Here is a 24,914-nt window from a genome sequence, read left to right as displayed (position 1 = left end):
CGGCCGCCCCGCCGAGGCTCCGCACCCAGCGGCGGAGCAGCGCTGTCCGTGAGCCGCTTGGGGACGTCCTCGTCTCCTCCGTCACGTCGGTCGGACCCTCGTTGACAAGCCGGAGACAGTCTCCGTATCTTCGAGTTGCAAACGGAGACTGCCTCCGTTCCGGACCGGTCATCGAGACACCGAGTGCTCCTGCCGCATCGCCACCGGCCACCGTCGGTCGGGGGATCGCGCATGCCCGGTGCCGACCCGTCCGGTTCGGACCTGTCTCCCGTGCGCCGACGAGTCGCGCACGTCGCACCGACTGACTTCTCCAGACCTCACGAGACAGCGAGCACGCACATGACCGCCACATCGGCGTCCGACGCCGCAGCTCCGGCACCGGCGACCCACTCCGGAGACCGGCTCCCTCCGGGCGTCGCCCTGGTCATCGGCGTTCTGATCATCTCCACCTTCATCGTCTTCCTCAACGAGATGCTGCTGGGCGTCGCCCTGCCCACGCTGATCGCGGACTTCGGGGTCAGCCCGAGCACCGGGCAGTGGGTCACGACCGGCTTCCTGCTGACCATGGCCGTGCTGATCCCGGCCAGCAGCTTCGTGATGCGGCGCTTCCACCTGCGGACGATCTTCCTGGTCGCGCTGTCGCTGTTCATCGTCGGGACGACGCTCGCGGCGATCGCGCCGACGTTCGGCGTCCTGGTGGCCGGCCGGGTCGTCCAGGCATCCGGAACCGCCGTCTTCCTGCCCCTGCTGATGACCACGACGATGCGCCTGGTCCCGGCCGGTCGCCGCGGCCAGATGATGGCGATCACGACGGCCGTCCCGTCCGTGGCGCCGGCTCTCGGCCCGGCGTTGTCCGGTCTCGTGCTGTCGGCACTGAGCTGGCGCTGGCTGTTCATCCTGATGCTGCCGATCGCCCTCGTCGCCCTGGCGCTGGGGGCGTGGAAGCTGCGCAACGTCACCACCCCGGAGCCGGTGACCCTGGACCTGGCGTCGCTGCTGCTGTCCGCGGTCGGGTTCGGCGGCCTGGTCTACGGGCTCTCCCTGCCCGGCGAGGCGTCCTCCGGGCACGCCCCGATCTCGCCGTACCTGCCGATCGCAGTGGGCCTGGTCGGCCTGGTGGCCTTCGTCCTCCGGCAGATCCCGCTGCAGCGTCGCGGCAGCGCGTTCCTGGACATGCGGATCTTCGCCCGGCGGGGCTACGCCCTGCCGATCCTGGTGATGGTCTTCGTCGCCGGCAACGGCATCGGCCTGCTGGTCGTGGTCCCGCTGGTGCTGACCCTCGTCACCGGCCTGAGCACCCTCCAGCTCGGTCTCTTCCTGATCCCGGGCGGCGCGGCGATCTCGATCATGGCGACGCTCAGCGGCCGGGTGTACGACCGCGTCGGACCGCGCCCGCTGGTGATCCCGGCCTCCCTCGTCTGGCTGGCCGTCCTGTGGTTCCTCAGCCGGGTCGACGAGAGCACGAGCGTCGTGTCGCTGCTCATCGCCTGGGTGGTGTTCACCAGCGCGATGGCCACGATGTGGGCGCCGCTGACGACGGCTGCGATGGGCGGCCTGCGGGCCGACCTCTTCCCGCACGGCTCCGCGGCGTTCGCCACCGTCCAGCAGCTGGCCGGTGCCGCCTTCGGTGCGGTGTTCATCTCCGCGTACACCATCGGTTCCGGCGCCCGGGACGCCGGCGTGCTCACCACCGACCAGGCCACGTCCGCCGCGCACGCCGCCTTCCTGACCGCCTTCGTCATCGGCCTGGTCGTCCTGGTGGGCGTCCTCTTCGTCGGTCGGACCGCGAGTCCGGCCGACGGCGGGGCGGTCGTCGACGCGCCGGTCGCGGTCGCGCCGGTCACCGTCGAGACGGTGGCCGACGCGGCCGCCACCGACGGAGCGGTCGCGGCGAAGGTGGCCCCGTGACCACGAGGGACGAGAAGCTCGTCCTCGGGATGGGGATGATCGACGGATACGGTGGCCTGCACGGTGCCTGGCGTGCCCCGCACGTGGACCCCGGGACCTATGCCGACGTCGACGCCACGGTGCGTCATGCCAGGGCGGCCGAGCGCGGCAAGTTCACCTTCCTCTTCACCCCCGACTTCCCCGCGGTGCGCGGGGACGTCGAGCACTCGACGATCAGCAACCTCATGGACCCGCTGATCCAGCTGGCCGCCGTCGCCCGCGAGACGACGAACATCGGCTTCGTCGCGACCGGTTCGACGACCTTCCAGGAGCCGTTCAACACGGCGCGCCAGTTCAAGGCCCTCGACGTCCTGAGCCACGGCCGGGCGGGCTGGAACGCCGTCACGACGAGCGCCCCCGCCGTCGCCGCCAACTACGGACGGCCGGTTGCTGCTCGCGAGGAGCGGTACCAGCGCGCGCACGAGGCGATCCAGATCGTCCAGGCGCTCTGGGGCAGCTGGCAGGAGGACGCGTGGGTCAAGGACCAGGCGGCGGACCGCTTCATCGACCCGTCGAAGCTGCAGCCGGTCAACCTGCAGGGCCAGTACGTCGCCTCGCGCGGCCCCCTGGCGATCCCCCCGTCGGAGCAGGGCCAGCCCGTAGTCTTCACCTCCGGCGGCCCCAGCCCGCACCTGCTGTCGATCGCGGGCCGCTACGCCAGCGGCTTCATCGCCGAGGTGTGGACCATCGAGGAGGCACGCGCCCAGCGCGAACTGGTGCGCGACGCGGCACGTGAGGCCGGCCGCGACCCCGACGAGGTCAAGTACATCCCCGGGATCATGACCACCGTCGCACCGACCGTGCGCGAGGGCCTCGACCGTCGCCTGCGGTACGCGGGCGAGGTCATCGAGGCCCGGCTGCCCGCCCTCGGCGCGATGCTGGGGATCCAGATCCACCCGGATCGGTTCGACGAACCTCTCACGCCCGAGCAACTGGCCTCCGCGCATGCCTCACCACGGGACCCGCGCTCGTCGATCGCGCTCGCGGTGGCCCGCGAAGGATGGTCACCCCGCGACATCCTCGCCCACGGCGTGATCGACTTCCACCCCACGGTCGTGGGCCCGGGGGAGCTCCACGCCGACCACCTGCAGGAGTGGTTCGAGGCGGGAGCCGCCGACGGCTTCTGGGTGACGCCGGACATCTACGAGGACGGCATCGACGCGTTCGTCGACGAGGTCGTGCCGATCCTGCAGGCACGCGGCATCTACCCCACCGAATACCCGGGCACGACCCTGCGCGAGAACCTCGGCGTCCCGCGCCAGTACGGACTCGACCCACGCATCGCCGGCGCCGAGCAGTGACCAGACCCGGATCGGACACGAGTACGACGGCGCCGGACCCGGCTGCCACGTCCGACCGGAAGGAGTTGTGGGGAGCTGTCGTCTCCCTGGGCGTCGGCGGGTTTGCCTGATCGCTCGTCACCGCGGCACGACCGCCGCTCGGCGCCCGCACGAGACGGGTGGACGATGCTCGACTCCAGGACGAGCCGTGGCTCCGTGTTCGGGGGACTGTCAAGCAGGGTCCGAACCCGTCACCTCAGTTGGACGACGGGACGTGGTGGGTGTCGGCGAAGTTGACTCCTGAGGAGCTGACCTCGTAGAGCACTTCACCGTCGCCGGGGACCGGGTCGGGCAGGTCGACGACGTCCATGACCTCGGGGCCGCCGAAGCGGGTGATCTGCACAGCACGCATGTGCAGCAGGCTAGCGAGGCATCCGTGCCGGCTGGGACGGTCGAGCGGGTCAGTCGGAGGCCCTTGGAACTCAGCGCTGAGGGTGGGCTGCACGCCGCGGCACCAGGGCCAGTTGCAGGCGCAGTCGACCGGCTGGGTCACGGACACCGCAGCCCAGCGCGGTCTCGGCGTGCAGCAGCCGGTCCTGGAGGGTGGAGTGGTGGACGTGCAGCGCTCGGGCGGCGTCGCGCAGGCTCGTCGCGGTGGCGATGGCGTCCAGCGTGGCCAGGGCCCACGGCCCGTTGGTCGCGGCATGTTCGAGCGCGGACAAGGGAGGCCGGGCACTGACCTGGCTCGCCGAGGGCCCCCCGGCACCACCTGGACGTCGGGTGAGTACTACGAGAAGAAGATCGCGAAGACGAACGACCTGGCCCACGACACAGCGCGGGCGACCGAGCTCTGGGACACCAGCGCTCGGCTCGTCACGTCCTGATCTGCCAGCGGGGGACGGGGCGCCGGGAGCTCGGTCGGAGAACGACCGACCGCTGGGTCCAGAGCAGCGCAGACGGTCCGCCCAGCTTGGTGCGGGCCTGCGATGTGAGCAGAACGATGCCCAGTTCAACCTGGCTGCGACCAGGATCATGAAGGGTGGGCCTTCACCTCCATCGGAGGGATCGCGCGCGTGACAAGAGTCGAGATCGACGGTTCAGGTCGAGCGGGCCGTACTCGTCCTGTGGGCGGAGCTCCACCCATTCGCCGTGTTCTGGTCGAGTTCACAAGTACAGCGCGTGGGCCATGACGACCTCGTGAATCCGGACCCGGCCTTCTGGTCAGCGCTTGATGCGCTGCCGAGCGGGCGCGGGCGGGCCGCGCGCGGCGGTACGCCCGGGAGTGACGCAGCCCGCCGTCCAGGGTGCGCTGACGAAGTTGCGCCGTCACTCCGGCGGTCTACGTACCACCTGTGCTGATGGGCGATGGGGTGCGGTTCTCGACCTCCGGCCTGGGAAGGACGGATCTGGACCCGGTCGGGGTCGCGCAGTCCGGACCGGTCGCGATGCTCCGCTTCCAGGTGCGAGACGGAGACCGCCTGCAACGGGTTGCCCCTGCCGCTGACATGGGCGAGGACGGCGCCCGCCTCAGACGATGAACTGCCGGACGGCGGCCTGGAGCTCGTCGCTCATCCGGGCCAGCTCGGCCGCCGAGCGCTGTGCCTCGGCGACGCCCTCGTTCGTCTGCTGCGTGCCCGCGGCCAGGCCGGAGATCGCGGTGGCGATGCTGCGCGAGCTGCCCGCGGCCTCGGCGACGTTGCGGTTCATCTCGTTGGTCGTGGCGGTCTGCTCCTCCACGGCCGCGGCGATGGTCGCCTGGTAGTCGTTGATCTGACCGATCACGGTGCTGATCTCACCGATCGCCTCGACCGCACCGGCGGTGTCGGCCTGGATCGCCTCGACCCGCCGGGAGATGTCCTCGGTCGCCCGCGCCGTCTCCTGGGCCAGCTCCTTCACCTCGCTGGCGACGACGGCGAAGCCCTTGCCGGCCTCCCCGGCGCGCGCCGCCTCGATCGTGGCGTTGAGCGCCAGCAGGTTCGTCTGCTCGGCGATGCCGTTGATCAGCTTCACGACGGTGGCGATCTCCTGCGAGGAGTCACCGAGCTTGCCGACGGTGCGGGTCGTGTTCTCCGCGACGTTGACGGCCTGCCCGGCCACCCGGGAGGCGTCGCTGGCGTTCTGCGAGATCTCCCGGATCGCGGCCTCCATCTGCTGGGAGCCGGTGGCGACGGTGTCCACGCTGGAGGCGACGTCGCTGGCGGAGGCGACGACGACGTCGGCCTGGCCGGCGGCGGTGCGCGCGCTGGCGGCCATCGTTGCGGCCCCGGCGTTCAGAGCCTGTGAGGCACCGGCGAGCCGGCCGGCTGAGTCGCCGACCAACCGCAGCACGGCACTGAGCGAATCCAGGGTGGAGTCCAGGGAGTGCGCGACCTCGCCCAGCTCCGCGCCGCCGGTCTCGCCGGCCCGCACGCTGAGGTCACCGCCGGCGACCTGGTCGAGCACGTCGCGGATCCGCTGAACCGGCCGCATGATCGACCGGACGATCAGCATCGCCAGGACGACGGAGATCGCCAGGCCGACCACGATGATCGCGATGGTGATCGTGCGGGCCGAGGTGTAGGCGCTCTCCGCCCGGGCCGCTGCCTGCTCGGCCGACTGTCGGGCCGCCTCCACACCCGCTGCCAGAGCCTCGTCCATGGTGGCCTGATCCGCGTCGAGCTGCTTGACCGAGGTACCTGCCGCGGCCAGGTCGCCGGTCTGCTGCGCCCGCTGCAGCTGCTGCAGCTGCGTCAGGTAGTCGCTGGACGCGGCGACGATCTGCTCGTACGCCGCTCGGGCATCCGGCGACAGGGGCATGGTGCTCACCGCGGCCAGTTGGTCGTTGAACTGCGGGACCAGCGCGGCAGTGGCCTGCGCCGCCATGGCGATCGTCTCCGGGGGGAGGGTGGTGAGCTGCTGCCGGGCCTGCCAGGTGTTGAACTGCCACCACAGGGACTCGACGCCGCGCAGCCCGTCCACCGGGACCTCGCCCTCGGCGTACACCCGCTGGGCCTCTTCCCTGATGCTCGCCATCCGCGAGATGCCGACTGCGCCGACGGCCAGGGTCGTGAGGGCCACGAGCAGGACGGCGGCCACCAGGCGGCCCCGCAGTCCCAGCCGACCGGCGATGGTGGTGAGTGAGCGGTTGCCCGACTCGAGGGCGTTCTCAGCGACCGCGGTGTCCATGTCTGCCTCTCCGGATGCTGGCCTCCTGCGCAGACCACTGTCCGATGACATCGGCAGTGTCCAAACCCGGATCGACCCCAACTGCCCAGGACCTGTATGACCGTGGGCTCGGGGGCGGTGCGCCGGATACCGCTCTGCCGCGGTGGACGGTCCGGGGCGGGGACCGCAGCCTGCAGCTCGTCACTCGGGACCAGCGCACGCCCTGGTGACGTCGCGAGCTCTCGTGCCGGCGAGGCGTCCGTCTCCTCGGAGCAGGTGAGTCCGGTGACCTGCTCCACCGACGGGACGCGACCTCACGCCGAAGCGGGCGACCGCCCTGCAGGTGCGGCAGCTGCGGCGGCGGTGCCGAGGGCAGCGAAGGCGGACACGACCACCGCCACCGGCAGCAGTGTGCCGGCGGTGCCCAGACCGATGAGCGGGGCACCGATGCCGGCCACGGTGAACTGGGTGACCCCGAGCAGGGCGGCGGCGCTGCCGGCCATCCGGTCGGAGTCGGCCATGGCCAGCGCTGTCGCGTTGGGCAGGACCAGTCCGTTGGCCGACACGAGCACGAAGAGAGCGGTCAGCACGACGGCGACACCTGCGCCGGTCACCGCGGCGGCGAGCAGCGACGCGCCGGCCACCACCTGCAGCGTCAGACCGGCGAGCAGCAACCGACGAGGGCCGGCCCGCTGCACCAGGAGGCGGGACGCCTGGGCGGCCACCACCATCCCGGCCCCGTTGACGGCGAAGAGCAGACTGAACTGCTGGGCCGACAGCCCGTACCCGGTCTGCAGCGCGAACGGCGATCCGGAGATGTAGGTGAACAGGGCCCCGTAGCCGCAGGCCTGAGCCAGCACGGCGGCGACGAACGCGCGTCGGCGGATCAGCGTCCGGCCGTTGACCAGGGTCGTCCGCAACCCGCCGGTGACCCGGCGCTCGGGGGGCAGCGTCTCCGGAAGCGTCCGGTAGGTGACGAGCAGCAGGACCAGCCCGGTGCCGGCCAGGAAGACGAACAGTCCCCGCCAGTCCGTCACCCGCAGCAACTGCCCGCCGATGACAGGCGCCAGGACAGGTGCCCCACCGAGGATCGAGGCGAGCACCGCGAAGACGCGGGCCGCCTCCATGCCTCCGGTGCGGTCGCGGACGATGGCCCTGGCGAGCACGATGCCCGCCGATCCACCCATGCCCTGCACCAGCCGGATGGCGATCAGCGTCCAGATGGTGGGGGAGAGGGCACACAGCAGGGAGGCCAGCGCCCAGGTGCCGATGCCGACCAGCAACGGCCCACGACGGCCGAACCGGTCCGACAGCGGGCCGGCGATCAGCTGCCCGACCGCGAGACCCAGCGCGACCGCCGACAGGGTCAGCTGGACGGGCGACTGACCAGTGGCCAGTCCGGTCTGTATCCGGGGCAGTGCCGGTAGGTAGAGGTCCATCGACAGCGGCCCGAAGGCTGACAGGAAGCCCAGCAGGGCGACCAGGCCGGTCTGCCGTTCAGGTCGAGCAGTGACCGCGTGTCCCGTGGCGCCGCGGTCACGCCCCATGCGCGTGCGCCGGACGTCCAGCCCGACCGGCCAGCCGGTTCCGCAGTCCGGCGAGGAGCTCCGCCGCATAAGCAGCCGACGAAGCGGTTCCGTAGACGTAGTGGTCCGGCCGGGCGACGACGATGCGCTGTCCCGTCGCCCGCAACCACGAGCTCAGCACGCCCTCGTCCTCGACCGCGTCCACGGCGCCTCCTTCCGGCCCGGCAGGACCACCGATCACCACCAGCACCCCACCGAGGGGTGCCAACGCATCGAGGAGCAGCGCTCGGTCACCAGGGGTCAGCGGTTCGACGGCGATGGCCCGGACGACACCGCCGGTCAGGTCGTCGAGGCGTCCCGCGAAACCATCCGCTCGCACGAACGGCTGCGGCAGGATCGAGCCCGCCCCCGGGCTGCCCACCTCGATCAACCCGCTGGTCAATCCCGGGATCAGGTCCTGCCCCCACCGTCGACGATGCGGACAGGTGTCTCCGCGCATGTCCATGCGGTCGACCGGGGCGGCGCCTTGCAGCCGACGCAGTGTGGTGCTCAGCCGCCGGTCTTGTGGCGATACATGGCGGCGTCGGCGTGTGCGATCAACTCGGCGACGTCGGCGGCGTCGCGGGGGAACAAGGCGGCTCCGGAACTCGCGCTGAGACGGACGGTGGTGTCGGCGAGAGCGAGGGGGCCGTCGAGGGCAGCGTGCAGATGCTCCTGCACCCGGCGGAGTGTGTCGTCGACCGACGTCCCCCGTCCCGGGTCGTCCGGCGATCCTCCCGTCGGCGGGAGTCCGGCGAGCACCAGGAGGAACTCGTCCCCGCCGAGACGTCCGAGCAGGTCACCAGCGCGGACCGCCGAACGCAGGCGGTGGGCAGCCCAGCTCAGGGCTCGGTCGCCGGCAGCATGGCCGAACCGGTCGTTGATCCCCTTGAACTCGTCCAGGTCCAGCATGAGGACCGCCACGCTCCCGCCGCTCCTGCGCGCGCGTCGCAGCTCCAGCCGGAGATGGTCGAGGATGTGCGCCCGGTTCGGGAGCGCGGTGAGCTCGTCGTGATGAGCCAGGTAGGTCGTCCTCTGCTCGCGTTCCACGCGGCTCGTGACGTCGAGCTGGTTGCCGATGTAGTGCGTGATGTTCCCGCCGGCGTCGGTGACCGGGCTTATGTGCACCTCGTTCCAGAAGGCCGACCCGTCGCGCCGGTAGTTGAGCAGGACGGTGTGGACGTCACGCCCGGCGAGGAGCCGGCGGCTGATGGGCTGCACCTGCGTCGGGTCGGTGCCCGAGCCCTGCAGGAAGCGGCAGTTGCGGCCGAGCACCTCGTCGGCGGAGTACCCAGTCAAACGCAGGAACGCCGTGTTGACGTAGACCAGTGGGAGGCCGGGCAGCGAGGCGTCCGCGATGACGATGCCGTTGCTGGCCGTCGCGATGGCCCGCAGCAGGAGGTCCGGGAGGACGTCCTGGGGGACCGCCTCGGCGCGATGGGTCGGCACGCTGCTCGCGGCGGGCGACGGTCGAGGAACAGCCCGGGGCATCGCGCGCACCTTCTCCAGGAGCATTCCCGCGACGTCGAGGACGCGTTGCCGGTCGTAGGTCAGGACGTAGTCCAGCCGGCGCTCGGGACGGGTTCCTGGACCGAGTGGCCGGCCGAGGGCGTCGCCGTCCCCCGCCGCCGCGTCACGTGCGACCAGCGCGGCGGCGAAGTGCGGGCCGACCACTGTGGCCACCCACTGCTCGGTGAGGGGGTCGTCGGAGTCGAGGGCCGTGCCGTGCACGCCGGGGGCGGGCTCGTCGGGCATGCCGGCCCCGGTGACGGCGGTCAATGCGGACAGGCTGGCCAGTGACTCGTACCGTCGGCGGGTCGCCGGGGTCATCGCCTCCGCGTTCTGGAAGTTCGCCAGGACCACCGTCTGGTCGTCGAGCAGCAGCGCCTGCCGCTCCAGTTGCCTGGTCATCGATGCGACCAGCGGCACAGTGGCACGTTGTGCGGGCGTGGAGGCGGTGAGGAGGTCGTACGGCGTACGGGGGCCCGTGCCGGGATGGTCACCACGGGCAGGTGAGGGCGGTCGGACCGGCAGGGCGGACAGGCCGGCAGTCGCCAGTGGGCCGGGCCGACCGAACATCCAGCCCTGACCCAGTCGGGCGCCCATCGCCAGTGCGCGTTCCAGATGCGCCTCGCTCTCGATGCCCTCGGCCAGGAGGATCGCGCCGGAGCGCTCGGCCTCGGCGCGCACGGCGTTGACCACCGCGGCGGTCTGCAGGGTCGTGTGCCCACTGACCAGGGCGAGGGCGAGTTTGATGACGTCAGGCCGGAGGAACGGCATGAGCGCCAGGCCCTTGGGTTCGGCGCCGGCATCGTCCAGGGCCACGCTCCACCCCAGGTCCCGCAGGGCATGGACGCCGCGGACGAGCTCGGCAGCTCTGTCCAGGAGGTCGCGTTCGGTGACCTCGACGACAACACGCACGTGCTCGGCGGCCAGATCCGCCAACTCCGCCAGTCGCTGCCGGTCGAGAGCGGACACCGTGACCGCTTCCATGTTGACGAAGAGGGTGACGGCCCCCGTGCTCTCCCCGGCGCCCACCAGCGCGGCGCGCAGGCACGCCTCGTCGAGCTCGACCAGCGCCCCGGTCGCCCGGGCGGAGGCGAAGAGCGACTGCGCCGACTCCCGTGGCCCCGGCTCCCCCCGCGACAGCGCCTCCACGGCGACGAGCGTGCCGTCCCGGAGGTCGACGATCGGCTGGTACAGCGTCCGGATCGTCCACCGGTGAGAGTCGGACGACGCCACGATCAGCACCCTTGCACGGAGTCAGCGGTCCCGCGTCTTCCCGACCCGACGCGGATGTGGCGACGGACCGGGCGCCGCATGCGTGCACCACTCGGGGAGCGGCGGACGATCCGAGGAGGAGCGATGTGGGGCGATGCTCGGCGCCGCCCGTCCTGACGGGACGGCGCAGGACAGAGCGCCGCCGGGCCGCGTGTGCGAGCGGCTGGTCCGGCCGGCTCAGGTCAGTGGGACGACAGCCAGTGGTGGGTGTCGGCGAAGTTGACGCCGGAGGAGGAGACGTCGAAGAGCTGCTCGCCGTCGCCGGGGACCGGGTCGGGCAGGTCGACGACGTCCATGACCTCGGGGCCGCCAAAGCGGGTGATCTGCACAGCACGCATGCCCCGGACGCCAGGGCGTCGTCCGGCACGCGGCGAAGGGAGGTGAGCCCGAGCCCGAGGTGCCATCGGCGGTTCAGCAGCGAATCCCCGTCCGTGCGGTTCCAACTCGCCCCACGAGGTCGCTGGCTGGGCGGTGCTCTCGCAGCGGGTGCGGATCGTGCAGGCCGCGCCTGCCTGCGTGCCGACCTCGTCGACCGGTAGGGCGAGAACAGCACGCTCGCCGCGCCGGCGGTGCTCCAGCAGTCGACCTCGATCTGCCGGCCGGACGGCGTGCTGGACGGTGGGCGACCATGCGCGCTCGATCCGCCGACGCCGTCGCTGCCGTGCAGCAGGTCTGAGCATCGGGTCTTCCACCGCCGAACTGGTCGGGCCGCGCGGCGCGAACGCGCCCGACGGACTGTCCAGCCACGACGGAGGCTCGACGCCACGATCGACGATCGCTACAGCTCCGCCACCTCTGCCGAGGTCGCCGAGCAGTGCCCGCCCCCCTGCACCCGCGCGGTGGTGCACCTGCGTGCGCGTCGGGGGAGCGCACGAGGGAGGTCGGTGGCGTGTCACCAGGGTCGTGAGGTCGTCGCCACGCCCATCGCGGGCGTGCGCATCGGCCCCATGCGGCCGACGTACCTCTCGCGACGCCCGGTGCGCGGTAGCGTCGGCTCTCCTGGCAGGCTCGGCGGAGCGGGGAGCGGATGACCGGGAAGGGCCGCGTCGCGCTGGAGGATGCGCTGGAACCCCTCGTCGTAGCGCTCGACGTCGGCTCGACCGCGAGCCGGGGTGACGTGTACGACGCCGCTGGCCGGCCGGTGGAGGGAGGTCGCCGGAAGGTCGCCCACCAGTTCCGGTCCGGTGCTGACGGCACCAGCGAGATCGACCCGGACCAGGTGGCCGACGAGATCGGGACGCTCCTCACGGACCTCGTCGATCGGCCGTTGGGTGGTCGGGTGGCCGGCGTGGCGATGGACACGTTCGCGTCCTCCCTGGTGGGGGTCGGCGCCGACGGCCGGGCCGTCAGCCCCTGCTACACCTACGCTGACTCCCGGTGCGGCCGGCAGGTCACGGCCCTGCGGAGCGAGCTCGACGAGGCCCAGGTGCAGCAGCGCACCGGCTGCCGCCTGCACAGCAGCTACCTCCCGGCCCGGCTGCGGTGGCTGCGCGAGACCGACCAGGACCGGTTCGCCGCGGCGGAGCGGTGGATGTCCCTGGGGGAGTACGTCCACCTCCGGCTGCTGGGGACGACGGCAGCGGGCACGTCCACCGCCGCGTGGACCGGCCTCCTCGACCGGCGGACCGGGCGCTGGGACCCCGAGCTGCTCCACGCCGCTGGAGTCGGTGCCCACCAGTTGTCGGAGGTGCGCGACCCGGACCACCCGCTGTCCGATGTCGATCCGCAGGTCGGAACGCGCTGGCCGGAGCTCGCCGGCGCCCGCTGGTTCGCACCGATCGCCGACGGCTTCGCGAGCAACCTGGGCGCAGGTGCCGACGACGGGAGGACAGCCGCGCTGTCCGCGGCCACCAGCGGGGCCATCCGGGTGCTGGTGCACGACATCCCCGAGCGCATCCCGCCGGGCCTGTGGTGTTACCGCGTCGACTCCCACCGCTCCCTGCTCGGCGGTGCGCTCAACGACGTCGGCCGGGTCGTCAGCTGGCTGGAGAACACGGTGCAGCTGGACGGGGCGGACCCCGACCGGCTGCTGGGTGCGGCTCCCGGATCGGGGACCCCGCTCGTCCTGCCCTACCTGTCCGGTGAGCGCTCCACGGGATGGGCGGCGTCCGCCCGGGCGGTGATCTCCGGCGTGTCCACCGCCACCGACGGCCCTGCGCTCCTGCGAGGAGCGATGGAGGGCGTCGCCCTGTCCTATGCGCGCATCGCCGACCAACTGCGGACGGTCGTCGGCGATCCGGAGCGGATCGTGGCCAGCGGCCGGGTCACGCAGGACTTGCCCGGCTGGTTGCAGATGCTGGCCGACGCGCTGGGAGCCCCGGTGGAACCGGTCACGATCAAGCGGGCGACCCTGCACGGCACCGCCCTGCACGCGCTGGAGGTGCTGGCGCCGGACACCGCGCGGGCGCCGGTCGAGACCGCGCCGACGCTGCACCCGGTGCCCGGCCACCGGGACCACTACCGGGGCCGGGCCGAGCAGTACGACCAGCTCTACCGGGCCGTGGCGGTGCAGGACCCCCCGAGCTGACGGCTCCCGGGGCAGCGGCCACCGTCCCGGGACGAGCACCTGGTCGTGCGGCTGCCCCGTCGGGTCACGACCCGCTCCGGTCGGCCCCGCCGCCGTCGTGATCGGCGTCGGCCGTCTCCCCGGTGTCGAGGTGGACGACCGCTGCGCCGATGATCTCGTAGGTGGCGGAGGCGATGCCGATGCCGGCGGCGTCCAGGGCGGTGAGGAGGTCGCGGCTGATGGCGTCCTTGATCTCGCGGACCCCGCGGTGGGGGACGAGGAAGCGCAACGTCAGCTCGAGCCAGTTGCCGGTGATCCGCCAGTAGACGGCCGGGTCCAGGGAGGCGTCGGCCATGGCATAGCGGGACTGCATGTGCGCCAGCGCGTCCCGGGCGGCGGCGTCGTCGGTGACGGCGTGAGTCCTGGCGGCGGTGAGCAGGATGGTCTCGGCGGTGGTCCGGTCGGCGTCGTAGCTGATCGGGAGCGCGATCTCCTCCCACAGATAGGGGAAGTCGCGGGTGTAGTTGTAGACCGGCTCGGTGAAGATCGCGCCGTTGGTGACGGTGACGAGTCGGCCGGTGTACTGGCGGGAGTGCACCCACACCGCAGGGTCGGTGGACGCCACCGACGGGGGCTGGCCCATCTCCATGATCGTGGTCTTGAGGAAGCCCAGGCGGACGACGTCGCCGCGGACCCCGCCCAGGGTGATGCGGTCCCCGACGCCGAAGGTGTCCCCGCGGAGGATGACGAAGTAGGCGGCCAGGGACAGGATCACCTGCTGCAGGGCGAAGGCCAGACCCGCGGAGATCAGGCCGACGCCGGTGGTGATGTCGGTGTCGGGGGTGACCCAGATGGAGATCAGGCCCAGGACGAGGATGACGGCGACGATGACCTGGATGCCTTGACGGACCCAGAACCGGCGCGGGTCGCCGACGCCGCCGCCCAGGCTGCGGCGGGCGAGTCGGAGCACCAGCGCCCGGACGGCCAGGACGAGCGCGATCAGGGTCAGGCTGAACAGCAGCTTGACGCCGGTGGTGGTGCTGACCCCGACGAGGGTCACGCCGAACACCTGGACGGCGTCGGCGGTCACCACGTGTGCAGGGGGCTGGCGACGAACTGGCCGACGTGCACGAGGGTGTTGCCTGCCGAGATCACGGGGTCCTCCTCTGAGCGGCGGAACGGGAGTGTTGCCGGCGTGCTTGCCGGGACGTCAGCCGGCCGGGCTCGTGTCGTTCGAGGGACAGTCAGTGCTGGCTGTTCGCGAACGCCACGTGGTGGCCGTCGAGTCCTGCCTCATCTACTTCGGCACGAAGATGGTCCTCGGCACTGGTCTGTCCACCGCCGTGGCTGCCACTACCTTCGCCCTTTGGCCGGACACCTCGCCAGCACGGCGATCAGCCGCCACCCCGGCTGGATGACCGATGATGGCGCTCGGCGGATCTGCACCTCGCTCCTTGCCGCGCGGCCAGGAGTCCTGGGGTTGCCGCTCGATCAGGAGCCCCCCGGGTCCTGCCGTGTCGCCGAGTGTGCGTGCCGGGTGCGCCAGCTCGAGAGTTCAGGTAGCTCTGACGACAGCCGGTGGTGGGTGTCAGCAGGATCGACGCCGGACGAGCTGATGTGGAACAACTGCTCGCCGTCCCCCGGGGTGGGGTCGGGCAGGTCGACGACGTCCATGACCTCGGGGCCGCCGAAGCGGGTGATCTGCACAGCACGCATGCGGGTCAGGTCAGGGCGCGGTCCTGGAGAGGGAACGCCGGAACGGTCACCGTCCTCGGTCGTCGTTCCGGGGCTGGCGACCGATCAGCGGCCACTGTCACTCGCAGGCCTGGCTGATCACCGCCCTTCGGAGTTCTCGACTTCGGCGTCCCATCGCACGTGCCGGGGAACGGTCCCCCGTACCCGTTGCTCCACCGCGCTCTTGAGTGTCGGGGTCGCTCGATGCACGGATGAGCGCGTCGGCAACGGGAGTCCGTCGGGTCGGCCCGGGTAACAGGACGCCGTGCACACGCGCCGACGGTTCCTGGTGGCGGCTGGACAGATGGCGGGCGTCGGCCTGCTGGCCGCGTGCGGTCTCCGGCTTCCGGACGGAGTCCCCGGCGGGCGAGGGCATTCAGCTGGTGCACTCCTGACTGCGCGTCCGGGAGCAGCGCCGACCAAGTCCTCGGAGGCACCACCGCGCACCTCCGGCACGCATCCGCTGGGTCTGCAGGCCGACCGGGATCCGCTCCTGTACGTCCCGCCGACAGTCGTCCCTGATACGGCGGCGCCGCTCGTCCTGACCCTGCACGGGGCGGGGGGCGACGCAGCCGCCGGACTGGCGTTGCTGCAGCCTCTGGCGGATGAACGCGGCCTGCTTCTGCTGGCGCCGGCGTCTCGGGAGACGACGTGGGACGCCATCCTCGGTGCCTACGGGGCTGATGCCGCAGTGATCGACCGCGCGCTGAGGCAGGTGTTCTCCGGTTTGGCGGTGGATGCGGGTCGGGTGGTGATCGCCGGGTTCTCCGACGGTGCCTCGTACGCGCTCGGCCTGGGCCTGGCCAATGGCGACCTGTTCCGGAGGATCGTCGCGTTCTCCCCGGGTTTCGTGCCGCCGGGAACGCCGCGCCGGGGAAGTCCGCCGGTGTTCGTCTCCCACGGTGACGCCGACGACGTCCTGCCGATCGACCGGACCAGCAGGGCGATCGTGCCCGAACTGCGCGACGACGGGTATGACGTGACGTACCGCGAGTTCGCCGGGCCACACGCCGTGCCGCCCGACATCGCCCGGGAAGCCGTGGACTGGCTGCGTTGACCCTGTGGCACTGCCTGCGCCCGGCCGGGGTGGACGTCTCGACCTCATCGACGGACCACACATCGGCCACGGTGCGGCGATCGGGGCTCGCAGACGATCAACCTGGGCCCGGGCGCGTGGGGCGTGCTTCGCCAGTTCCGAACAGGGCACGGACCACGGGCATGGAGCTGCCCGTCGGAAGTGCCCAGCTGGTGGACGTCGGTGGCCGCCGGCTCAACGTCTGGTCGGCGGGTGACAGCGGTCCGCCGGTGCTCCTGGTGCACGGGATCCCCACCAACCACCGGCTCTGGGCGGACGTGGTCCCCAGGCTCTGGGCCCACGCGCGGGTGATCGCGGTGGACATGCTCGGCTACGGGGACTCGATGGACGCGCACGGCCATCGCGTCGACCTCGCTGCCCAGGCGGCCCTGCTGGTCGACCTGCTGGACGTGCTCGGACTGGAGCGGGCGATCGTCGTGGGTCATGACCTCGGTGGAGGAGTGGCCCAGCTCATCGCCACGACCTCCAGCGCACGGGTCGCGGGCCTGGGGGTCGTGGACGGCGTCTGCTACGACGGGTGGCCGGTGCCCCTCGTTCGGACGATGAAGGCGGTGTGGCCGCTGGTCGACCGGCTGCCACCGTCCGCGCTGGGGGCCGCTCTGCGGCCGGCGCTGCGCACGCTCTTCGCGCACCACGAGCGGGCCGGCGCGTTCATCGACCACTTCGTGTACCCGTGGACGCGACCCGGAGCACCCCGGCAGCTGGCCGCGCACCTGCGCTCGCTGGACTCCGTCTACACCCAGACCGTCGCACCGTTCCTGTCGCGGCTCGACGTTCCGGCCGAGGTGGTGTGGGGGCGTCTGGACCACCAGATGAAGCCGGCATACGGGCAGCGACTGGCCGAGGACATCCCAGGCGGGTGACCCTGGTGGACGGCGCGAGCCACTTCGTCCCCGCCGATCGACCCGACGTCGTCTCCGACGCAGTGCTCCGCCTGGTGTGGGCGATCTGACCGATCTGGCCGGGCCGCTCGGCAGCCACCCGCTGAGGTCAGTTGGCCGACAGCCGCTGGTGGGTGTCCGCGAAGTCGACGCCGGACGAGGAGACGTCGAACAGCTGCTCGCCGTCCCCGGGGGTGGGATCGGACAGGTCGACGACGTCCATGACCTCGGGGCCGCCGAAGCGGGTGATCTGCACTGCACGCATGAAGATCAGGCCAGGAGCTTCACCAAACGGGCATCTGGAGCTGGGTCAGGCTCGCTTCTCCTCGATGTCGCTCACGTGCTGACGAGCTCACAGGCCCGGTCCGACTGAGCGATGCGACGTCCCCACGGCATCGGGCTCCCGGGCGGGCGGCCTGGGCCTGGGGCGGGACTCGGACGACCTGCCGCTGCGCTCGACGGTCCAGGGCCCCATGAACGGACAGGGTCGGACTGCCGTAGGGGTTGCTCGACGGACCTGGCAGTGTGAGGGCCCCACCAGCCGCTGGCTGGTGCCAGCGGCGCTGAGCGACCGAGCAGACGCGCGGTGGCGCCGGTGAGGTGATCGAGGTGGTGGGTGCCGGCGTAGACCTCCACCGGAGAGGACAGTCCCGGCGGCTGGCGGCATGGGTGCGCCGGGCCGGCTCAGGAGGGCAGATGACAGACCGCGCCGCCGCGGTGGGCTTCAAGCCGCAGGAATTCCTGTTGGCGCTGGGAGGCGCACTCATCCTCGACAGGTACGAGGATCCCCTCCCCACGAGGGTCTTCCTCGACGTGCTCAGGTCTCTCGGAGTCAGCGACGACGCCACCAGGTCGGTGTTGACCCGGCTGACTGAGCGCGGTCTGCTGACCCGCCACCAGGGCGGGAGAGTAGCCAGCTACGGCCTGACCCAGCGGTCGCGGAGGCTCTTGCAGGAGGGGCGGGAGCGGGTACGGGCGCCGGAACCGTTCCACCAGCTGAGTGATGACTGGACGCTGCTGAGCTTCTCCCTGCCGGAGACGCGGCGGGACATCCGGAACCGGCTGCGGTCCCGGCTGACCTGGGCCCGCTTCGGCTGCCTGCGCGACGGGTTGTGGGTTGCGCCGGGCCGCGTCGATCTCGACTCGATCATCAGCGTGGGCGCCGAGGTCGAGGGCCTGCAGATCGACGGTTTCGTCGCCTCTCCTGCACCGGGCACGGACGTCGCCCGGTTCGTCCGGCGGGCCTGGGATCTGGACGCCCTGCGCTGGGAACACGAGGAGTTCCTCCGCCGCTGGGAGCGGTCCCTTCCCCGGGACAGGGACCCGCTGGCCCTGTTCACCCTCCTCGGTGCCCACTGGATCCGCCTGCTCCGACTCGACCCGGTGCTACCGGAGCGTCACCTGGGTGAGGACTGGCCCGGCCGCCGGTCGGCGGTCGTCTACCGCACTGCCTTCGCGGCCCTGGAAGCGCCGGCGCTGGACGCCTTCGCGGACTTGGTGAGGGACGCACGAGCCAAGCGTTGACATGACGTCAGTGTCGTGGCTCACAAAAACGCTCGGCATTTCGTTGACGCTCGTCTGGCATCGGCCTAGCGTCACCGACGTCCCGAGTCCCGTCCGTGAGGATGCTGATGTCCCCCCGATCCCTCGCTTCCGGCCTGGCGTGCGCCCTGGCCTTCTCGATCGTCGCCGCCTCACCCGCCGCCGCCGAAGGGCCCTCGGGCCCGCGGCACGTCGAGGGAACGGTCGACGAGGGGGCCACCGCGTGGGTTGCCGATGTCCCCGCCGACTGGGACGGCACCGTGCTCCTGTACAGCCACGGCTACCGGCCGAGCTTCCTCCCCATCCCGCACAGCGCCGCGAACGCTCCGGACGACGAGACCCGACAGGCCTTGCTGGACCGTGGGTACGCCCTGGTCGGCTCCTCCTTCGAGCGCAGCGGCTGGACGCTGGACACCGCCGCTGAGGACCAGCTGCAGACCTTGGACGCGTTCGGCGCGGAAGTCGGACAGCCGTCTCGGGTGCTCGCCGTCGGGACCTCCATGGGTGGCTTGGTGACCGGGCAGCTGGCCGAGCTCCCGGGCGCGCCGATCGACGGGGCGCTGCCCACCTGTGGGCTGATGCACGGCGGCGTCGACCTGCTCAACTACCAGCTCGACGGTGCCCACGCGATCGCCCAGCTGCTCGTGCCCGAGGGCACGGACGTCCGGCTGGCCGACTACGGGGGTGACTTCGCCGCCGTCAACGCCACGGCGAGCACGCTCACCGACGCCGTCGTGGCCGCGCAGGACGATCCCGAGGGCCGGGCACGGATCGCGCTCGCCGCCGCGCTGTACCACCTGCCCCGCTGGGCCGAGGGTCAGGCCCAACCGGATCCGGAGGACTACCAGGCTCAGGTCGATGCACAGGTCGCCCAGTTCACCGTCGGGCTCGGCTTCACCTACCCGGCCCGGGTCGACATCGAGAACACGGTCGGTGGCAATCCTTCCTGGAACGCCGGCGTCGACTACCGGGCGCTGCTGCGGCACGCCGACGAGCGCGCGCAGGTCGAGGCGCTGTACCGCGCAGCCGGGCTCGACCTCGACGCCGATCTCGACCGCCTCACCGGGACCGCGTCGGTGACCGCCGACGAGGCCGCGCTGCAGACCGCCTACGCCACGTCCGAGCTCACCGGCGACCTGCAGGTGCCGGTCCTCAGCCTGCACACCACGCACGATGTCCTGGCGCCGGTGCAGGTCGAGGAGGAGTACGCGGAGACCGTGCGGCAGGCGGGCGCGAAGAGGCTGCTGCGCCAGGCCTTCGTGAACCGGCTGGGCCACTGCCGGTTCACCGCAGCGGAGCTGGTCGCCTCCGTCGAGGCCCTCGACGAGCGGGTCGCCACCGGTCACTGGGCATCCGTGGCCAACCCCCGAGAGCTGGACGCCGCAGCCGAGGAACTCGGCCTGGGCGAGTCGGAGATCCTGCCGGACTACCGACCGGCCGAGTGGCTCGGCGACCGCGGCGGCCTGCTCGGCGGACCGCGCTTCTGATCTCGACCGCAGTCCGGCCCGGGCCGGGCACCAGCCGTGCCCGGCCCGGGCCGGCTCAGCCGGCGTCGCTCGACGTCGTCCCATTTCCCGTCCCGTTCCCCGTGGAGGAAGCGTGCTCGGCAGACAGATCCGCCGTCTCGGCGTGATCGGCACCATCACCGGCGCGGTCGCGGTGGGGGTGCTGGCTCCACCAGCAGCCGCCCACCCCGCGCACCCACCGCTGGCGGGCCAGCCCGACTGGTTCGACTACGACCGGTCGGCCGCCTACGGCACGTACGTGGAACGGCTCCACGTGCCCATGCGCGACGGTTTCGAACTCGGGTGCACCATCGCCCGCCCCGCGGTGGACGGCGAGCCGGCCGCCGGTGAGTTCCCCGGGATCTTCCGGAGCTACACGCCGTACGGCATGGCCGTGGAGGAGGCGGAGGGTGCGTTCGCCACGTACTTCAGTCAGCGTGGCTACAACGTGATGTCCTGTGACGTCCGCGGCACCGGAATCTCTCCGGCGCCGGGCTTCGAGGCCCGGTGGCCGATCCAGGGGAGGGACGGCCACGATGCGGTGGAGTGGCTGGCCGACCAGCCGTACTCCACGGAGAAGGTGGGCGCGTCCGGCACGAGTTACGGCGGGCAGACGACTCTCGAGATCGCGGCAGAACAACCGCCGCACCTGGCGGCGATCGCGCCCAACGTCTCGCCCATGGAGAACTACGCCGAGATCTTCTACCCGGGCGGAGCGCGTGCCGACGCGGACTGGCTCTGGGTGGGCAGCCCCGCGGTGGCGGACCCGACCTTCGACCAGCGGCAACTCGACGCCTTCGCGGCTCACCCGACCTACGACGAGTACTGGGACGTCCAGAACGTAGCCAACAAGCACGGAGACATCGAGGTGCCGGTCCTGCTCACCGGCGGGTGGTCCGACGTCTTCCGCGCCGGCGCCATCGGGAACTACGAGGGCCTGCGTGATGCCGGGAACGACGACGTCCGCCTGGTCATGGGGCCCTGGACCCACGCGGACCCTTGGGAGCAGGTGACCGAGCCCATGCCCATCGGCGCCACTCTCGCCTGGTTCGACCACTGGCTGGGCGGAGACCCCGATGCACCTTTGCCGTCTGCGGCCGTGACCAGTTACGAGGTCGAGGGCGCCGGGGGCCGCTGGGTCGAACTGGACGACTGGCCGGCGGACGGGGAGGGCACGATGCTGGCTCTCGAAACCGATCGGGAGCTGGACCGGCGGCCCGGCAAGCCGGGCACCCTGGACCTCAGGATCGACCCGGACGACGGTCCGGCCACCACCTGCCTGGTCGGTTGCCCGCGGCCGACGGACCCGTCGGCCGACAACGCCGCGGCGGACGAGGGCCGGCTGACGTTCACGTCCGGCCCGTTGCTGCACGACGCCGTGCTGGCAGGCCAGGCCGAGGTCACCCTGAAGGCGACGTTGCCCAACAGCGACGGCAACCTGGTCGCCAAGGTGATGGACGTGGGCCCGGACGGCCAGGTCACCGAGGTCGCCGCCGGCTGGCTCCGCGCCAGTCATCGGTTCGGGCACGAGCAGAGCGTCCCGGTGGCCCCGGGCGAGGAGACGACGTTCGTCATCGAGACCCAGCCGGCGCACTGGCGCTTCGCCGAGGGGCACCGAGTTCGGATCAGCCTCATGACCGGCGACGTCCCGCGGCTCGCCCCGGACGGGTCCACCGGGGTCATCGGCGTCGCCACCGGCGCCCAGGGTTCCGTGGCAGAGATCGAGTTCACCGACCGGGTGCGGTTCGCGAGGACGCCTGCGGCATAGGCGGGACGGGGTCGATCTGTGCGGCCTGCACCCCCGTGGGTGCGGGCCGCACTGCGTCGTCACGCACCTGGGCAGCATCGACCGCGCGGCGCCTCAGCGATGTCCGGCACGTCTCACGAGGAGATCCCCCATCCAGGTTCGCCGACGCCGGGTGCGTGGCCAACTGCCTGGTCGATGTACCTCTCGGAACAGGAAGTGGTGGGTGTCGGCGAAGTTGACGCCGCTGGAGGAGATGTCGAACAGCTGCTCACCCTCCCCGGGGACGGGGTCGGCCAGGTCGACGACGTCCGTGACCTCGGGGCCGCCGAAGCGGCTGATCTGCACAGCGCGCATGCCGGTGAGGCTGAGCCCGCGGCCCGGGACCTCCTACCCGGCCTGACGACGCGAGCTCCCGCTCCATGTCCCGAGCGGGGCCGCCGGCAAGCGTGCTCGCGACGCGACACCGGTGGCCAGCCGGGCTGGCCGGGCTCGCGTCGCTCCAGGCACCGGTCGGCCGAGGCGCTGGCCTCCTGTGCGTCCTCGGCACCCAGTCGCTCGATCGCTGAGCTGCTGTGGCGCCGCCTGTTCCTGTCCCACGTCGAGGCCACGGGCCCGCCGGAGCGGGTGATCTGCACAGCGCGCAGGGGTGGGGCCGGGCAGCGCCGGCCTCGAACCTCGCGCAACGTGAGTGGGGTCCGCGCCAGCCCTTCGCCGCTGGAGACGGACGGGCACTCGTCGGACCAGCGGCAGTCCCCTCATCCCGCGTCGTTGCCGGGCGGGGCAGTGCCGGCGCCCTTCCGGTAACGGGAGGCCAGCCGGTCGCATGCCTGCGCCACCTCTGGGGCGTCCACGATCTCGAAGTCCGCGTCCAGGGCGCCGAGCCACCAGGCCAGCTCGGCAGGCGAGTCCGAGCCGACGTGCGCCAAGCACCCTTGTGGTAGCGGCTCCACCGTCACGACGGTGGGGACTCGTCGACGGACGTGCTCCGCGGACGCCGCCACGCGCACTGTCGCCCGAACCCGCCAGGGCGCGACGGCGACGCCGCGTCGGACGTGAGCCGCGGCGCCGCCCGCCGGATCCTCCCGCGCTGTGAATCGCCGACCGAGCGGTAGGCGAGGCACGACCCGGTCGACCCTGAGCGTTCGCCAGTCGCTGCGGTCGACGTCCCAGGCGAGCAGGTACCAGCGGGACCCCCAGTGGACGAGTCGCTGCGGTTCCACCGTCCGCTCAGCCCGGTTCCCGTCGTGGGAGGTGTAGTCCACGTGGAGCTGTCGTTGGTCGTTCACGGCGTCGGCCAGGATCAGCAGGTGATCGACTGCCACGGGGGAGCTGCTCGTTCCGGAGACCACGGCCGTGCCCACGGCGCGCACGCTGGGCCGAAGTCGGGAGGGCAGCAACCGCTCCAGCTTGACCAGCGCGGCGAGCGCGGATTCAGCGATGGGCCCGTTGCCGTCTCCTGCCGCCAGCCGTAGTCCCAGGGCAACCGCTACGGCCTCGTCGTCGTCGAGCAGGAGAGGGGGGACCACAGATCCGGGAGCCACGCGGTAGCCACCGGCGACACCGGGGCGGCTGGTGACCGGATACCCCAGTTCTCGCAACCGACTGATGTCCTGCCGCACGGTCCGGGGAGTCACCTCCAGCCGCTCGGCGAGGTCCGCACCGGTCCAGTCACGACGAGCCTGCAGCAACGCCAGCATCCGGAGCAGGCGCGCGGACGTCGACATGGGCGAACATCATGCCGAATTGAGGAGCGATCCCTTCCGCAATGCCTCCTACGTTTCGGTCATGTTCACCATCCACACCATCGACCCCTACGTGATCGAGGTCCACGAGGCCGAGCTGCTCGACCTCCGGCGTCGTCTACGGGCGGCCCGTTGGCCCGAGCCGTCACCGGACGGATGGGAGCGCGGCGTGCCGCTGAGCTCCCTCCAGGAGATGGCCACCTACTGGGCTGACGGCTTCGACTGGCGCGCGCAGGAGGCGGCGCTGAACCGCTTCGCGCAGTTCCGCACGAACCTCGACGGGCAGCCGCTGCACTTCCTGCACCTCCGCAGCGGACGCCCCGGGGCGCTGCCGCTGCTCATGGTCCACGGCTGGCCCAGCTCTCCGGTGGAGTTCACCCGTGTCCTCACGGCGCTGACGGCTGGTCCAGACGGCGCAGCGTTCGACGTGGTCGTCCCCTCGCTGCCCGGCTATGGGGCGTCGACCCCCCTCGAGCCCGGCTGGGGCAACCTGTTCCTCGTCGCCCAGGCGCTGGCGGCGTTGATGACCGCCCTCGGCTACGACCGGTACGGCGTTCACGGGACCGACGTCGGTGCCGGCGTCGCGGAGGTCATCGCCGCCGTAGCGCGCGACCACGTCATCGGCACCCATGCGACCGGCACCGTGGCCGCCATGCCGTTCGGCCCGCGACTGGACACCGCCGAGTTGTCGGTGCCCGATCAGGCCCGGGCCATCCGGTTCAACGAGTGGCAGGAGTCGGGTCTGGGCTACCTGCACATGCAGACGACCCGCCCGCAGACGCTGGCGTACGCACTGACCGACTCCCCTGTCGGCCACCTCGCCTGGATCGTGGAGAAGTTCCATGAGTGGACCGACCCAGCGGCCGCCGAGCCCGGCGCGGCGGTCGACCTCGATCAGCTCCTGACCAACGTCTCGCTCTCCTGGTTCACACGCGCGGCTGCGGCGTCGGCTCATGCGACCTACGAGGGCATGCAGGCATACCGGGCGATGGCGTCCGCCCCGTCCCCGGCAACCAACCCTGTCCGGCAGTCGCCCGCCGGAGTCGCCGTCTTCGCCGCCGACACGACGGTGCGTCGCATCTTCGACCCCACGGACCGCATCTCGCACTGGTCGGAGTTCGACCGCGGAGGCCACTTCCCGGCCATGGAGACGCCCGAACTCCTGATCTCCGATCTTCGCGCCTTCTTCGGCCCGCTCCGAACCCAAGTCTGACTCCTGCGACTCCATGGCCGCCGGTCGCTCGCCCTCTCGGCGAGGCCGACGGGCAGTCGTCGCCGTAGATCACGCGAGACGCCGGCCCCGTGGGGGAGCGTCGGATGCACGACACCTGGTGGTGGGTGTCGGCGACGTTCACATCGAAGCGATGAGCTCTGTCCTGCCAGGTGGCGCGCCGGTTCTTCGCGGTCGTGCCCGGATCGTGGTGTCCCTCCTCGTGGCGCGACC

General features: G+C 71.8%; 21 protein-coding genes. 9 read left to right on the top strand and 12 right to left on the bottom strand.

Annotated features, from left to right (window positions below):
- The first annotated feature begins 339 nt into the window (after positions 1 to 339).
- Positions 340 to 1,908 (top strand): DHA2 family efflux MFS transporter permease subunit, encoded by a 1,569-nt coding sequence (locus FHL79_RS12950; protein WP_171058150.1) that lies wholly within the window; start codon positions 340 to 342, stop codon positions 1,906 to 1,908.
- Positions 1,905 to 3,248 carry an NtaA/DmoA family FMN-dependent monooxygenase gene (locus tag FHL79_RS12945; RefSeq protein WP_218938452.1) on the top strand — a complete coding sequence of 448 codons (1,344 nt, stop codon included), beginning with the start codon at positions 1,905 to 1,907 and terminating at the stop codon, positions 3,246 to 3,248. Before FHL79_RS12950 ends, FHL79_RS12945 begins: the two co-directional genes overlap by 4 nt.
- Positions 3,249 to 3,483: 235 nt before the next feature.
- Here the strand turns inward: FHL79_RS12945 and FHL79_RS12940 are convergent, their stop codons facing one another.
- The 7 genes from FHL79_RS12940 to FHL79_RS12905 form a co-directional block, all read right to left on the bottom strand.
- On the bottom strand, positions 3,484 to 3,639 hold the full coding sequence (locus FHL79_RS12940) for a Zn-dependent oxidoreductase (protein WP_138759002.1): 156 nt from the start codon (positions 3,637 to 3,639) through the stop codon (positions 3,484 to 3,486).
- Between the two features lie 70 nt (positions 3,640 to 3,709).
- Positions 3,710 to 3,949 (bottom strand): helix-turn-helix domain-containing protein, encoded by a 240-nt coding sequence (locus FHL79_RS25535; RefSeq protein ID WP_218938451.1) that lies wholly within the window; start codon positions 3,947 to 3,949, stop codon positions 3,710 to 3,712.
- An 805-nt stretch (positions 3,950 to 4,754) separates the two neighbouring features.
- On the bottom strand, positions 4,755 to 6,392 hold the full coding sequence (locus tag FHL79_RS12925) for a methyl-accepting chemotaxis protein (RefSeq protein WP_138759000.1): 1,638 nt from the start codon (positions 6,390 to 6,392) through the stop codon (positions 4,755 to 4,757).
- A 293-nt stretch (positions 6,393 to 6,685) separates the two neighbouring features.
- Complete coding sequence (locus tag FHL79_RS12920; protein ID WP_138758999.1) at positions 6,686 to 7,918, bottom strand: multidrug effflux MFS transporter; 1,233 nt, start codon at positions 7,916 to 7,918, stop codon at positions 6,686 to 6,688.
- Positions 7,908 to 8,396: a hypothetical protein gene (locus tag FHL79_RS12915; RefSeq protein ID WP_171058149.1), complete on the bottom strand. Its 489-nt coding sequence runs from the start codon at positions 8,394 to 8,396 to the stop codon at positions 7,908 to 7,910. Before FHL79_RS12915 ends, FHL79_RS12920 begins: the two co-directional genes overlap by 11 nt.
- 50 nt (positions 8,397 to 8,446) lie before the next feature.
- Positions 8,447 to 10,678 (bottom strand): diguanylate cyclase domain-containing protein, encoded by a 2,232-nt coding sequence (locus tag FHL79_RS12910; RefSeq protein WP_171058148.1) that lies wholly within the window; start codon positions 10,676 to 10,678, stop codon positions 8,447 to 8,449.
- A gap of 221 nt (positions 10,679 to 10,899) precedes the next feature.
- Positions 10,900 to 11,055, bottom strand: a complete 156-nt coding sequence (locus FHL79_RS12905) for a Zn-dependent oxidoreductase (RefSeq protein ID WP_138758996.1) — start codon at positions 11,053 to 11,055, stop codon at positions 10,900 to 10,902.
- 689 nt (positions 11,056 to 11,744) lie between these two features.
- Here FHL79_RS12905 and FHL79_RS12900 point away from each other — a divergent pair.
- Positions 11,745 to 13,244: a gluconokinase gene (locus FHL79_RS12900; RefSeq protein WP_138758995.1), complete on the top strand. Its 1,500-nt coding sequence runs from the start codon at positions 11,745 to 11,747 to the stop codon at positions 13,242 to 13,244.
- 64 nt (positions 13,245 to 13,308) lie between these two features.
- Here FHL79_RS12900 and FHL79_RS12895 read toward each other — a convergent pair whose 3' ends face one another.
- Both FHL79_RS12895 and FHL79_RS12890 read right to left on the bottom strand, forming a co-directional pair.
- A complete protein-coding gene (locus FHL79_RS12895) occupies positions 13,309 to 14,316 on the bottom strand; it encodes a mechanosensitive ion channel family protein (protein WP_138758994.1) in 1,008 nt (335 codons plus the stop codon).
- Positions 14,317 to 14,714: 398 nt separating this feature from the next.
- Positions 14,715 to 14,939, bottom strand: a complete 225-nt coding sequence (locus FHL79_RS12890; RefSeq protein ID WP_246080724.1) for a hypothetical protein — start codon at positions 14,937 to 14,939, stop codon at positions 14,715 to 14,717.
- A gap of 604 nt (positions 14,940 to 15,543) precedes the next feature.
- On the opposite strand from FHL79_RS12890, the gene FHL79_RS26600 reads away from it, so the two are divergent.
- Together FHL79_RS26600 and FHL79_RS12880 are read left to right on the top strand one after the other, a co-directional pair.
- A complete protein-coding gene (locus tag FHL79_RS26600; RefSeq protein WP_439331130.1) occupies positions 15,544 to 16,014 on the top strand; it encodes an alpha/beta hydrolase in 471 nt (156 codons plus the stop codon).
- A gap of 161 nt (positions 16,015 to 16,175) precedes the next feature.
- On the top strand, positions 16,176 to 16,916 hold the full coding sequence (locus FHL79_RS12880; protein ID WP_138758993.1) for an alpha/beta fold hydrolase: 741 nt from the start codon (positions 16,176 to 16,178) through the stop codon (positions 16,914 to 16,916).
- Between the two features lie 127 nt (positions 16,917 to 17,043).
- Here the strand turns inward: FHL79_RS12880 and FHL79_RS12875 are convergent, their stop codons facing one another.
- Positions 17,044 to 17,199, bottom strand: coding sequence for a Zn-dependent oxidoreductase (locus FHL79_RS12875; protein ID WP_138758992.1), 156 nt, complete (start codon positions 17,197 to 17,199; stop codon positions 17,044 to 17,046).
- Between the two features lie 431 nt (positions 17,200 to 17,630).
- Here FHL79_RS12875 and FHL79_RS12870 point away from each other — a divergent pair, with 431 nt between their 5' ends.
- The 3 genes from FHL79_RS12870 (at position 17,631) to FHL79_RS12860 (ending at position 21,749) form a co-directional block, all read left to right on the top strand.
- Positions 17,631 to 18,458: a PaaX family transcriptional regulator gene (locus FHL79_RS12870; RefSeq protein ID WP_138758991.1), complete on the top strand. Its 828-nt coding sequence runs from the start codon at positions 17,631 to 17,633 to the stop codon at positions 18,456 to 18,458.
- Positions 18,459 to 18,565: 107 nt separating this feature from the next.
- Entirely contained in the window at positions 18,566 to 19,963 is a 1,398-nt protein-coding gene (locus FHL79_RS12865) for a hypothetical protein (protein WP_218938450.1), read from the top strand.
- A gap of 112 nt (positions 19,964 to 20,075) precedes the next feature.
- Entirely contained in the window at positions 20,076 to 21,749 is a 1,674-nt protein-coding gene (locus FHL79_RS12860; protein WP_138758990.1) for a CocE/NonD family hydrolase, read from the top strand.
- A 93-nt stretch (positions 21,750 to 21,842) separates the two neighbouring features.
- Here the strand turns inward: FHL79_RS12860 and FHL79_RS25800 are convergent, their stop codons facing one another.
- Positions 21,843 to 22,082, bottom strand: coding sequence for a hypothetical protein (locus FHL79_RS25800; RefSeq protein ID WP_246080722.1), 240 nt, complete (start codon positions 22,080 to 22,082; stop codon positions 21,843 to 21,845).
- A gap of 401 nt (positions 22,083 to 22,483) precedes the next feature.
- Entirely contained in the window at positions 22,484 to 23,452 is a 969-nt protein-coding gene (locus FHL79_RS12850) for a helix-turn-helix transcriptional regulator (RefSeq protein ID WP_138758989.1), read from the bottom strand.
- A 61-nt stretch (positions 23,453 to 23,513) separates the two neighbouring features.
- On the opposite strand from FHL79_RS12850, the gene FHL79_RS12845 reads away from it, so the two are divergent.
- Entirely contained in the window at positions 23,514 to 24,683 is a 1,170-nt protein-coding gene (locus FHL79_RS12845; RefSeq protein WP_171058147.1) for an epoxide hydrolase family protein, read from the top strand.
- Positions 24,684 to 24,914: the final 231 nt, after the last annotated feature.

The organism is Modestobacter altitudinis, assembly GCF_005930475.1.
GTDB lineage: Bacteria > Actinomycetota > Actinomycetes > Mycobacteriales > Geodermatophilaceae > Modestobacter > Modestobacter altitudinis.
This window is presented reverse-complemented; position numbering and strand designations above follow the sequence as displayed.

Coding starts and splice junctions, on each gene's coding strand:
- FHL79_RS12920 (WP_138758999.1), bottom strand. CDS start 7,918: ATGGGGCGTGACCGCGGCGCCACGGGACACGCGGTCACTGCTCGACCT.
- FHL79_RS12915 (WP_171058149.1), bottom strand. CDS start 8,396: ATGCGCGGAGACACCTGTCCGCATCGTCGACGGTGGGGGCAGGACCTG.
- FHL79_RS12950 (WP_171058150.1), top strand. CDS start 340: ATGACCGCCACATCGGCGTCCGACGCCGCAGCTCCGGCACCGGCGACC.
- FHL79_RS12870 (WP_138758991.1), top strand. CDS start 17,631: ATGACAGACCGCGCCGCCGCGGTGGGCTTCAAGCCGCAGGAATTCCTG.
- FHL79_RS12875 (WP_138758992.1), bottom strand. CDS start 17,199: ATGCGTGCAGTGCAGATCACCCGCTTCGGCGGCCCCGAGGTCATGGAC.
- FHL79_RS12850 (WP_138758989.1), bottom strand. CDS start 23,452: ATGTCGACGTCCGCGCGCCTGCTCCGGATGCTGGCGTTGCTGCAGGCT.
- FHL79_RS12900 (WP_138758995.1), top strand. CDS start 11,745: ATGACCGGGAAGGGCCGCGTCGCGCTGGAGGATGCGCTGGAACCCCTC.
- FHL79_RS12925 (WP_138759000.1), bottom strand. CDS start 6,392: ATGGACACCGCGGTCGCTGAGAACGCCCTCGAGTCGGGCAACCGCTCA.
- FHL79_RS12940 (WP_138759002.1), bottom strand. CDS start 3,639: ATGCGTGCTGTGCAGATCACCCGCTTCGGCGGCCCCGAGGTCATGGAC.
- FHL79_RS12905 (WP_138758996.1), bottom strand. CDS start 11,055: ATGCGTGCTGTGCAGATCACCCGCTTTGGCGGCCCCGAGGTCATGGAC.
- FHL79_RS12865 (WP_218938450.1), top strand. CDS start 18,566: ATGTCCCCCCGATCCCTCGCTTCCGGCCTGGCGTGCGCCCTGGCCTTC.
- FHL79_RS12880 (WP_138758993.1), top strand. CDS start 16,176: ATGGAGCTGCCCGTCGGAAGTGCCCAGCTGGTGGACGTCGGTGGCCGC.
- FHL79_RS12890 (WP_246080724.1), bottom strand. CDS start 14,939: ATGCGTGCTGTGCAGATCACCCGCTTCGGCGGCCCCGAGGTCATGGAC.
- FHL79_RS12845 (WP_171058147.1), top strand. CDS start 23,514: ATGTTCACCATCCACACCATCGACCCCTACGTGATCGAGGTCCACGAG.
- FHL79_RS25800 (WP_246080722.1), bottom strand. CDS start 22,082: ATGCGCGCTGTGCAGATCAGCCGCTTCGGCGGCCCCGAGGTCACGGAC.